Origin of the sequence: Brevibacterium linens ATCC 9172 (genome assembly GCF_900169165.1) — a bacterium.
Lineage (GTDB): Bacteria > Actinomycetota > Actinomycetes > Actinomycetales > Brevibacteriaceae > Brevibacterium > Brevibacterium linens.
In genome coordinates, this window is the sequence record NZ_FXYY01000026.1 from 33,379 (window position 1) to 44,127 (window position 10,749).

Annotated in this window: 8 protein-coding genes and 1 tRNA gene; 6 read left to right on the top strand and 3 right to left on the bottom strand. The window is 64.9% G+C overall.

Annotated features, from left to right (window positions below; genetic code table 11):
- Nucleotides 1-32 precede the first annotated feature (32 nt).
- The gene (gene topA / locus BLIN9172_RS15170) at nucleotides 33-2,831 is read left to right on the top strand and encodes a type I DNA topoisomerase (protein ID WP_101555792.1); all 2,799 of its coding nucleotides are present in this window, start codon (nucleotides 33-35) and stop codon (nucleotides 2,829-2,831) included.
- Nucleotides 2,832-3,022: 191 nt separating this feature from the next.
- Here the strand turns inward: topA and BLIN9172_RS15175 are convergent, their stop codons facing one another.
- The gene (locus BLIN9172_RS15175; RefSeq protein WP_101555793.1) at nucleotides 3,023-3,517 is read right to left on the bottom strand and encodes a GNAT family N-acetyltransferase; all 495 of its coding nucleotides are present in this window, start codon (nucleotides 3,515-3,517) and stop codon (nucleotides 3,023-3,025) included.
- Nucleotides 3,518-3,526: 9 nt separating this feature from the next.
- Nucleotides 3,527-4,282 carry a lipoate--protein ligase family protein gene (locus tag BLIN9172_RS15180; protein ID WP_240812180.1) on the bottom strand — a complete coding sequence of 252 codons (756 nt, stop codon included), beginning with the start codon at nucleotides 4,280-4,282 and terminating at the stop codon, nucleotides 3,527-3,529.
- A gap of 109 nt (nucleotides 4,283-4,391) precedes the next feature.
- On the opposite strand from BLIN9172_RS15180, the gene tmk reads away from it, so the two are divergent.
- Both tmk and BLIN9172_RS15190 read left to right on the top strand, forming a co-directional pair.
- Nucleotides 4,392-7,292, top strand: coding sequence for a dTMP kinase (tmk, locus tag BLIN9172_RS15185; RefSeq protein ID WP_101555799.1), 2,901 nt, complete (start codon nucleotides 4,392-4,394; stop codon nucleotides 7,290-7,292).
- Between the two features lies 1 nt (nucleotide 7,293).
- Nucleotides 7,294-8,451 carry a DNA polymerase III subunit delta' gene (locus BLIN9172_RS15190; protein WP_101555794.1) on the top strand — a complete coding sequence of 386 codons (1,158 nt, stop codon included), beginning with the start codon at nucleotides 7,294-7,296 and terminating at the stop codon, nucleotides 8,449-8,451.
- 39 nt (nucleotides 8,452-8,490) lie between these two features.
- On the opposite strand, the gene BLIN9172_RS15195 is transcribed toward BLIN9172_RS15190, so the two are convergent.
- Nucleotides 8,491-9,609, bottom strand: coding sequence for a M20/M25/M40 family metallo-hydrolase (locus tag BLIN9172_RS15195; protein ID WP_101555795.1), 1,119 nt, complete (start codon nucleotides 9,607-9,609; stop codon nucleotides 8,491-8,493).
- A gap of 211 nt (nucleotides 9,610-9,820) precedes the next feature.
- On the opposite strand from BLIN9172_RS15195, the gene BLIN9172_RS15200 reads away from it, so the two are divergent.
- The 3 genes from BLIN9172_RS15200 to BLIN9172_RS15210 all read left to right on the top strand — a co-directional run bounded on the left by BLIN9172_RS15200 (nucleotide 9,821) and on the right by BLIN9172_RS15210 (nucleotide 10,685).
- A tRNA-Thr gene (locus tag BLIN9172_RS15200) sits at nucleotides 9,821-9,893 on the top strand.
- 109 nt (nucleotides 9,894-10,002) lie between these two features.
- On the top strand, nucleotides 10,003-10,305 hold the full coding sequence (locus BLIN9172_RS18890) for a transposase (protein ID WP_062861102.1): 303 nt from the start codon (nucleotides 10,003-10,005) through the stop codon (nucleotides 10,303-10,305).
- Nucleotides 10,302-10,685, top strand: a complete 384-nt coding sequence (locus tag BLIN9172_RS15210) for an IS3 family transposase (RefSeq protein WP_101555796.1) — start codon at nucleotides 10,302-10,304, stop codon at nucleotides 10,683-10,685. Before BLIN9172_RS18890 ends, BLIN9172_RS15210 begins: the two co-directional genes overlap by 4 nt.
- Nucleotides 10,686-10,749 lie beyond the last annotated feature (64 nt).

Sequence of the window (10,749 nt, forward strand, 5' to 3'; positions counted from 1 at the left end):
GGCAGCTGATGCCGTGAGAGGAATGTGAAAGCGTGACCACAACCGAGAAGAAGCCCCGTCGCCTCGTCATCGTCGAGTCTCCGACGAAGGCGCGAACGATTGTGGGATACCTCGGCGACGGTTACGACGTCGAGGCCTCCGTCGGTCATATCCGCGACCTGCCCACCCCCTCGGAGCTGCCCGCCGACATGAAGAAGGGGCCGTACGGAAAGTTCGCTGTCGACGTCGACAACAACTTCGACCCCTACTATCGGATCGATCCGGGCAAGAAGAAGAAGGTCACCGAACTCAAGCGTCTGCTCAAAGACGCCGACGAACTCTATCTGGCAACGGATGAGGACCGCGAGGGAGAGGCCATCGCCTGGCATCTGCTCGAAGTCCTCAAACCGAAGATCCCGGTCAAGCGCATGGTCTTCCACGAGATCACGCCTGAGGCGATCGACCGTGCCCTGGAGAACACCCGCGATATCGACACCTCGCTCGTCGACGCGCAGGAGACCCGCCGCATCCTCGACCGCCTCTACGGCTACGAGGTCTCACCCGTGCTGTGGCGCAAGATCCGCGCAGGGCTCTCGGCCGGACGCGTCCAGTCCGTGGCCACTCGACTCGTCGTCGAACGCGAACGCGAGCGCATGGCCTTCGTGCCCGCCGACTACTGGGACCTCGACATCGACCTCGGTCTGCCGGACGGGACGAACCCGTTCGCCGCGAACCTCACCACCCTCGACGGGTCGCGGGTGGCCACCGGTCGTGACTTCAACGACAAGGGTGAGCTGAAGAACTCCTCGGCGACGGTCGTCGACCAGGTACGCGCGGAGTCTCTGGCCACAGAGCTCAACGGCAGTGCGAAGGATGCGCTGACGGTGACCGCGGTCGAGTCGAAGCCGTACTCCCGCCGCCCGGCCGCGCCGTTCACGACCTCGACCCTGCAGCAGGAGGCCGGACGCAAACTGCGCATGAGCGCTCGTCAGGCGATGCGCACCGCCCAGTCGCTGTACGAGCACGGCTACATCACCTATATGCGTACCGACTCCTCGGCGCTGTCGGGTCAGGCCATCGCCGCCGCCCGCAAGCAGGTGACCGAACTCTACGGCCCCGAATTCGTTCCGCAGTCACCGCGCCAGTACGCGAGCAAGCAGAAATCGGCACAGGAGGCCCACGAGGCGATCCGCCCTGCCGGTGACTCCTTCCGCACCCCGGCACAGGTGTCCAAACAGCTCAACGGCGATGAGTTCCGCCTCTACGACCTCATCTGGAAGCGCACCGTCGCCAGCCAGATGGCCGATGCGAAGGGCAAGACCGCGACCATCAAGGTCAGTGCAGCTCTCGCCGATGGTCATGAGGCCGGATTCAGCGCCAGCGGCACCGTCATCACCTTCCGCGGGTTCCTCGCCGCCTATGAAGAGGGCCAGGACGCGTCCCGCTACGACACGAAGTCCGGGGAGTCGCGGCTGCCGCAGGTCGAAGAGGGCCAGGCGCTGTCGGTCGTCAAGGCCGAAGCCGACGGACACACGACTGCTCCGCCGCCGCGTTTCACCGAGGCCAGCCTCGTCAAACAGCTCGAGGAGCTCGGCATCGGCCGTCCCTCGACCTATGCGGCGACGATCTCCGTCATCCAGGACCGCGGCTATGTGACCACTCGCGGCAACGCACTGGTGCCCAGCTGGTTGGCGTTCTCCGTCGTGCGCCTGCTCGAGGAGCACTTCACCGGACTCGTCGACTACGCGTTCACCGCCGACCTCGAATCCGAACTCGACCGGATCGCGATGGGCGAAGAGGACCGCAACGACTGGCTGGCCGGGTTCTACTTCGGCGACAAGGGTCAGGACCGAGAGGGACTCAAAGCAATCGTCGACGACCTCGGCGATATCGATGCGCGCGAGGTCAACACCGTGGCCATCAGCGAAGGTGTGAACCTGCGGGTGGGCCGCTACGGTCCCTACCTTGAGGTCGCCTCGGAGAAGGACGGCGAGGACCCGAAGCGGGTCTCCGTCCCCGACGATCTGGCACCCGATGAGCTGACAGCGGCGAAGGCGGCCGAACTCATCGAATCCCAGGGCGACGGCGACCGCGAGCTCGGTGTCGACCCGGAGACCGGACACACCATCGTGGCGAAGAATGGTCGTTTCGGACCCTATGTCTCCGAGGTGCTGCCCGAACCTGCGGAGAAGCCGAAGCGTGGGGCCAAGAAGCCGAAGCCGCGCACCGGTTCCCTGTTCAAGTCGATGGATCTGAACTCGATCGACCTCGAGACCGCGCTCAAGCTGCTCAGCCTTCCCCGAGTGGTCGGTCAGGACGACGAGGGCACGGACATCACCGCGCAGAACGGCCGCTACGGACCGTACCTGAAGAAGGGTACGGACTCCCGTTCGCTGACGGATGAGGAGCAGATCTTCAACATCACCCTCGAGGAGGCGCTGAAGATCTATGCCGAGCCGAAGCAGCGCGGCGGTCGTCGTGCCGCGGCACCGCTGAAGGAACTCGGCGAGGATCCGGAGACGAAGAAGCCCGTCGTCGTCAAGGACGGCCGTTTCGGGCCGTATGTCACCGATGGTGAGACGAATGCGACTCTGCGCAAGGACGACTCCGTCGAAGCCGTGACCCTCGAACGTGCGGCGACTCTGCTCGCAGAGAAGCGCGCGAAGGGACCGGCCAAGAAGAAGACGACGCGCAAGGCTCCGGCGAAGAAGGCCCCGGCCAAGAAGACGACGGCGGCCAAGACGACTGCTGCGAAGAAGACGACGGCCGCCAAGTCGACGGCATCGAAGTCGACAGGGACGAAGACCACGGCCGCGAAGAAGACGAGCACGGCCAAGCCGAAGACTCCCTGAGTCGACGGCCGTCGAGCCCGAGGCATTCACCTGTCACTGCTTTCGCCACCTGCCTGATGGTCTGGGCCGGTGGCGAAAGTCGTTTCTTCTCCCGTGGCCTGTGATACCCCGTGGCCGGTGATTGTTGGGTCGACACCGGTCACGTACTCCAGTGCTTCTGGGACGAGGTCAGCAGTGCCTCAGGGACGAGGTCAGCCGCGCGATGACTCCGCGAAGTCGGTGAGCGCCTGGCCGTCGAGGCGATAGGTCTCCCACTCGTTCTGCGGCTTCGCTCCCAGCGATTCGTAGAAACCGATCGACGGTGTGTTCCATTTGAGCACGCACCATTCGAGCCGAGTCAGTCCACGCTCCTGGCAGATCTGCGCCAGCCGACCGAGCAGCGCCTTCCCGGCTCCCGAACCGCGATGGTCGGGCGCGACGAAGAGGTCCTCGAGCCAGATGCCGTTCCTGCCCGTCCAGGTGGAGAACGAATGGAACCAGATCGCAATGCCGATGACGTCGCCGTCCGCCTCGGCCACGAGACCGAACGTGTTCGCGTGCCCATCGTCGGGGAACATCACTGCCGCGAAGTCCGCCTCGGTGGCCTCGACCGCGTCCGGTTCCTTCTCGTAGACGGCCAGTGCGTGGACGAGGCGCAGGATGTCGGGCAGGTCGGTCGGCTCTGCTTCACGTATGGTGACGGTCATGGTGTGTCCTCAGAGTCGGTGTTTGTCCGCGTGGGCGGCCACCTCGGCCAGCTCCTCGGCGGTGGGGGACAGGGGCGTATGCGGATTCGCGTCGGAATAGTAGGCGGCGAACGCCTCGGCGACAGAATCGATCGTCACCTCGGGGTGGATCTCGCTGATCGATCCGCCCGTGGACGGATCCCAATCGATGCCGAGGGCGGCTTCGACGTCGGTGAGGACGGCGCGGATCGGATTCGGGTCCTCGACGACGACGGACGACGAGAACAGCCACGCCCCGGAGACCACCCGCTGCGCGGTGCCGATCGCTTTGATCCGCCCGGCCACGTTGACGCTGTGCTCACCCGGACAGTATTCGCCGGGAATCTCGCCGAGGCGGGCATCGATGCCCAGCCTCCGCAGCACCTCGACATAGTCCTGGCCGAAACCGGCGAACCGGGCATTGGTGTTCGTGATGAATGAATCACTCGGTTCGATGTGATCGATGACCAGAGATCCCGGGTGGTAGGCAGCCGCACGCCCGCCGAGGCTGCGCAGTGCAGGCGTGAAGCCGTGGTCCCGGGCCGCTTCGACGGCGGTGGCGAAACCGGGCAGGAAACGATCCCGAGCACCGAACGCCAGGGTCGGGGCCGGTCGGTACATCCGCAGAGTCGCCCCGCGACGTCCGGCCTTGACCGAATCGAGAAGGACGCGGGCGAATGCGAGTTCCTCCACCGGGCCCAAGCCGTCTGCGGCCACCGTGGTCATCGCCTGTGAGTCTGTGTGCACGAGTTCAAGAGTAGAGGATCGGCAGACGTCGGTCCGGTTCGGGTTGTCGCAGATCGCACTCGTTTCCAAGAGATATGTCAGTTCGGGCAGATAGTGTAGGGGTGTGAGCATGTTGACGACTACAGGACACCGACTGCCCGGAGCCCCCGGCCGCCTGGTCACCGAGACCGCCGCCTGGGGTGCCCTGATCGTTCTTGTCGCGATCAGCTACGTCGTGGCAGGAACCAGCGGCCTCGTCGCGACGGTGGGCGGACGCGCGTACACCGCTATGGGAGAGTCGCTGAGCGCCGGAGGCTTCGACAACCAGATGGGCAGTCTGTCGCTGCTCATCGTCTTCACCCTCTCCTGCGCCGGCCTCTTCATCCCCGCCAAGGTGTTCGCCTCCCGACCTCCGGCGGTGCGCAAGACCGCTCTGTCGATCTCAGCGATCGTCGAAGCCGCCATCCTCGTCGTCCTCAGCCTCGCTCCCAGTGCCTGGCTGACCTGGGTCGCGGCCCTGTTCCTCGGCGCCGTGGTGGGCCTGCTCATGAGCATCAATCCCTTCAGACACGAGAAGCCATGGCGCCGTGTCGGCATTCCCGCGGCCGTCCTCGTGTTCGTCTCCTGCGCTTTCCAGATCCTCGGCGGCTCCGCTGCGGGAACCCAGGCGCTCGGATGGGTGTCACTGCTGGTGGGCATCGGCATGGCCGCCGGTTCCGTGATCATCTTCCTCACCCCCGAACGCGCCCTGCACGCGGAGTCCGCGACGACCGGGCAGTTCCCCGAACTCAAAGCCCGGGTGGCCCGCCCCGCCGAATCGATTTCGAATCCGTGGGTGTGCATCGGCCTCTTCGCCGTCCTCGGCGCCACCTTCATGCTCGCTCAGCCGACTGCGATCGGCCACGGCTACGGTCAGGCCGGTTTCGCGGTCATCATCGCCTGCTGCCTCGTCGGCTGGGCCATCGGATTCGAGATGGGGCCGACCTTCGCTCCCGGAATGTCCCGTCCGCGCGTGTCCACTTTCGCTCTGCTCGTCTCCGGTGTGCTGCTGTTGGCCACCGGCAGCATCAACGAGCTCTCCGGCAAGGTCGTTCTCTCGGCGGCGATCGCGTTCCTCGTCGGCATCGGCGTGCGCGCTCAGCCCTATGACTTCTCCCGCCGCTACGGTGCCGTCGCCGGTGCCGGCCTGGCCTTGGTGATCAACGCACTCGACCTCGGCGGCACGGTCGAAGTCGGCTCGAGCCCCGACTGGGTGCTGGCGCCCAGCGACGTCGCATTCATCGTCTTCGGCATCGCCGCTCTCATCGCCGGAATCATCGGACTCTTCACCTTCGACCCGCACAGACTGCAGGGTCTGTCCGTCGACATCGTCCACGGATTCCGTCCGCCCAGCCAGCCGGAGACCGCGTCCGGCGGCCTCGGGAACTCCGCCGAACGCCTCGGCGCCGGGTTCTTCATCGCCATCGAGGGCGGAGACGGTTCGGGCAAATCCACGCAGATCAAACGCATATCCGCTGCCCTGGCCGATGACGGTTATCACGTGGAGTCCACGCGCGAACCCGGCGGCACCGAACTGGGCACGAAGATCCGCTCCGTCCTCTTCGACTCGGATCCGCCGAGCCCGCGCACCGAAGCCCTGCTCTTCGCCGCCGACCGTGCCCACCATGTGGCGTCCCTGGTCGACCCCAGCCTCGATGCCGGAAACATCGTCATCACCGACCGGTACATCGATTCGACGATCGCCTACCAGTCGGCCGGCCGCAGCTTCGACGAGAAGACGATCCTCGCACTGAGTCGGTGGGCCACCCAGGGGCTCGTGCCGAACCTGACGATCGTCCTCGACATCGAACCCGAAGTCGCGGCCGAGCGGATGGGCAAACGCGGCGACAGCAACTACCTCGACCAGGAGAACCAGCAGTTCCATCAGCGCGTGCGCCAGACCTACCTGTCCCGTGCGCATAAAGAACTCGACCGGTATGTCGTCCTCGACGCTTCGGTCGACGCCGATGAGCTCACCGAACAGATCCTCGCAGCCATCCGCGCCAGGCTTCCGCAGACGCTGGTCAAACGCGATACCGGCACCGAGGCGGCCCCCGCCTCGACGTCGATCGCTGAGGCCGACAGCGGTCCGGAACGCAGTTCCGTGCCGATCGCTGCCGTGGCCGCCGGCACCGCGGACGAAGGTGATCCGGCGGAGGCCGACGACGTGGCCGCCGACGCGGACTCCGGTGAGAGCTCCTCAGACGTGAACGGTGAGAGCGAGTCCGACGACACCGCCGCCGACGGCAACGACGAAGCAGACGAAACAGTCGCAGACGACAGCGACACCGACGAAAACGACACGAGCGGCGATGACGCGGTGCACGAACGGGGACCCCGTTTCGTTCCCGCCTCCGGCGACCGGTTCGTTCCCTCTGCCGTCACCGACGCCGATGCCGAGATCTCCGGCGCCGTTCCCACCGAACGCGTGGACCTCGGAGCGGATCTGCGGGACGACCCGACCGCCTCGGCGAGTGAGGAATCGACCGGTGCTTCCAATTCTCCGGCACCCACGGGTGAGGCCGCGGATCGGGAATCGGAGAATGACGAAAAGGAGCTCCCGACTTTCCTTGAACAGAAGGGTGCGCGCCGATCCGACGAAGATGAGGCGACTACGGTGCTGCCGGCCCACGGGAGCACGTCCGAGGCGATCATCGACGACAGCGACGATGCCGACGGAGTGCCGACGGACCGAATCGCCACGGACGACGAAGCGGAGACCCGGATCGTCAACCGTGTCGATCCCGACGAGGCCGAAACCCGTGTGGTCCACCGTCCCGAACCGGCGGTGGAGACCGAATCGGATGACGCGGCCGATGACTCGGCCGCTGCCGGGGACGCGGAGACCACGGTTCTGCCAGCCCGCACCGCCCGCGAGATGAGCCGTGAACGACTGCAGGCTCAGGCCGAGATCGAACGGCAGGCTCGGGAGCGTTTGCGCCGGCAGCGCGAACGCAGTAACCGTCGCTTCACCAACCGGGAGGATTCCTGAAGTGAGCGTCTTCGACGAACTCGTCGGCCAGGATGACGTCATCACCCAGCTCGGCTATGCGCTCGACAACCCGGCGGCGATGACCCATGCGTGGCTGTTCACCGGACCGCCCGGGTCGGGCCGATCGAATGCGGCACGCGCCTTCGCCGCCGCGCTCATCTCCGGGGGCACTGAATCGAATGACGTGACCGCCCGAGTGCTGTCGGGTCATCACGAGTCCCTGACGATCATGTCGACGCAGAAATCGGTCATATCGATCGAAGAGGTCCGTGAACTCGTGTCCAAGGCACAGGCGTCGCCCGTGAACTCGAAATGGCGCGTCGTCATCATCGAAGATGCCGACCGGATGATGGAACGCACCGCGAACGTGCTGCTCAAAGCCATCGAAGAGCCGCCTCCGGGAACCGTGTGGCTGCTGTGCGCGCCGAGTCCGATCGATGTGCTCACCACCATTCGGTCGCGGTGTCGTCCTGTGCGACTGCGCATCCCCTCTCGGGATGCCGTGGCACAGCTGCTGATGCAGCGCGACAACGTCTCGGAAGATCGCGCACAATGGGCTGCCGCAGTGGCCCAGAACCACATCGGGCGCGCGAAATACCTCGCACTCAACGAATCGGCTGATGCCGAACGTAAACAGATTCTCGCGATCCCCGGCAAACTCACCTCCGTGGGGGCGACGATCCGTTTGGCCGGCCGCATCGTCGACAACGCTGCCGAAACCGCGAAGTCACGAGTCGAAGAGCGCAACGCTGCCGAGCGGACTCAGCTGCTGACCACCTTGGGTGTCGAAGGGGAGAAGACGATTCCGCCGTCGGCCAGAGCGCAGATCAGGAAGCTCGAGGAGGAGCAGAAGCGCCGCTCGGTGCGGGCCCGCAACGATGAGCTCGACCGGATCTTCCTCGAGCTGATGAGCCTCTACCGCGACATCCTCATGTACCAGTTGGGGATCCGAGACGGATGGATCAATGCCGGCGAAATCGATCTCATCTCCGAACAGGCGAACCGGGACGGGCCCGATACCACGCTGCTGCGCATCGATGCGATCACCGAGGCCCGGCAGCGCCTGCAGACGAACATGTCGCCCGTGCTCATCGTCGAAGCAGCCTTCGTGCTGCTGTCGAACCCCTGGCTGCAAGAGGACCGCACGGGCGCACTCTGATCGCCGACGTTCGCCGGTGCTGGGGGAGTGATTGGGCTTTCAGTCGTCGCCGAGGAGTTCGGCGACGAGTGCCGCGGTGAGTTCGATGCGGCGGGGAATCCAGATCTGCAGAGCGTGTTCGGTCCGGGCGTGGGAACCTCCGCCGACGGTGCCGAGTCCGTCGAGGGTCGGCGTCCCGACTCCGGCGGTGAAGTTGCCGTCCGATCCGCCGCCGACTGCGACTGACCTCAGTGGGGGATGCCCGAGTCGTCCTGCCAGTCGTTGGGCACGGGCATAGAGGCCCATCGCCATGTCCTCTTCGAGCGGGGCGCGGTTGATTCCGCCCTTGAGTTCGATCTTTGCACCGGCCACGGTGGGCGTCAGAGCGTGCAGAGCGTCGTCGATGCGGACCTGTTCACCCGCCGAGGCAGCTCGGGAGTCGATTCCGACAACGGCCTTGGCAGGCACGGTGTTCGTGGTTGATCCGCTGGTCATCACGGTCGGGACGACTGAGGTGCCGACCGAGGGTCTGTGAAGTGCCGCGATCTCGATGACCTGGTTGGCCACTTCGATGGTGGCGTTGATGCCCTTTTCCGGTTCGACTCCGGCGTGCGATGCCAGACCGGTGACTTCGAGCTGGTAGATCGCCACTCCCTTGCGCGCGATCTTGACGGCACCGTCGGCGGCGCCGCTTTCGAACACGAGAGCCGCCTTCGCTCCGCGCGCTTCGTCTTCAATGATCTGCCGGGAACCAGGGGAACCGAGTTCTTCATCGGCGGTGATGAGGAGGCTGACGCCGTCGAGTCTGCCGAGTTCGGCGCGGACCTTTGCCAACGCATAGATGGCGATGAGCAGACCGCCCTTCATATCATCGGCACCGGGTCCGCGGACCACTCCGTCCTTGACCGAATACGGAAAACCAGCGAGCGTTCCCGTCGGCCAGACAGTGTCGTGGTGGCCGATAAGCACGACCTTGCGCGGTCCGGTGCCGAAGCGCCACAGCACATGCGGGTGGCCGTCGGTCTCGATGATCTGAGGCGCGGCACCGAGCATCCCGGTGCCGATGCGCGAGACGAGCCGGGCGCTGCGGGCCAATGAAGAGAGGTCGTTGGAGAACGACTCGCATTCGATGAGCGCTTGGAAGTCGCTCATGAAGTCGTCGGAGTCGAACTCTGCCATGGATGTCTCTCCCTCGTGTCTGTGCACCAACTGTCCTTTCAAGGTTAACGGGTGCCGAGACGAGTCCCCGGCGGCACCCGCACTGAGGCGGTCCAGGTGCTCGGTTCTCGCCTGCTGGAGAGGGGGTGACGAAGGTCTCTGTCGGAACCGTCCAGGATGGCATTCGTCGTTTTGACCACCGGCAGAGAAGTTGGCTAAAGTTGGTTCGGTTGCCGCCTTAGCTCAGTCGGCAGAGCGATTCACTCGTAATGAATAGGTCGCGGGTTCGATTCCCGCAGGCGGCTCGGCAACATCACCCCAGGTCAATGGCCTGGGGTGTTTCCGTTACTGGCAGGGACTGCTGAAGGTTTGGTTGACTTCACGACTGGATAAATTCCAGGAAGGATGGAAGTCATGCCAAAGATCTACACCGATGAGTTCAAGCAATCAGCGCTCGAGCTCCTGGGCGAGGGGATGACCCAGAAGCAGGTCTGCGCCGACCTCGGCATCTCGAAGTCAGCTCTCCAGGCCTGGGTACGTGACTCGCGGCTACGCGAGCACGGACTCGAGCCCTCCCGTGATGTCGAGGAGTCTCGCGCCCAGGCGGCAGCGCTGAAACGCATTCGCGAGCTCGAGAGGGAGAACAAGATCCTCCGCGAGGCTGCAGCGTATCTCTCGCAAGCGAACTTGAGGCTCGGTGGTCATCACCCAAAATGATGTATCCGCTGGTCCTCGACCTTGCTGCCACCGGGGTGCCGGTGGCAGTGGCCTGCCGGGTCCTCGGTTTTACCAAGCAGGGCTTCTACAAGTGGTGCGCGAAACCTATCTCTGACCGGGATCTCGAGGAGGCGCACTTGATCAATGCCGCCTACGACGTGCATACGGACGATCCCGAGTTCGGGCACCGGTTCATCGCTGATGAACTCCACGCGTGCGGATATGAGGCGTCAGAGCGTCGTGTGTGGCGGCTGTGCTCGCAGCAGGAACTGTTCTCCCTCACGATCAAACGGGCCCGGAAGCACGGTAAGAAGCCCGGGCGTGAACCCCTGGAAGTGGACACATCAATGTGTACTATCAGGCGGCAATGTCCATCATAAATGTGTAATCGACCTCGAAGTCAACCGGTGCTCGATAACCCAGACTCGAATGTCTCCGCCTCGA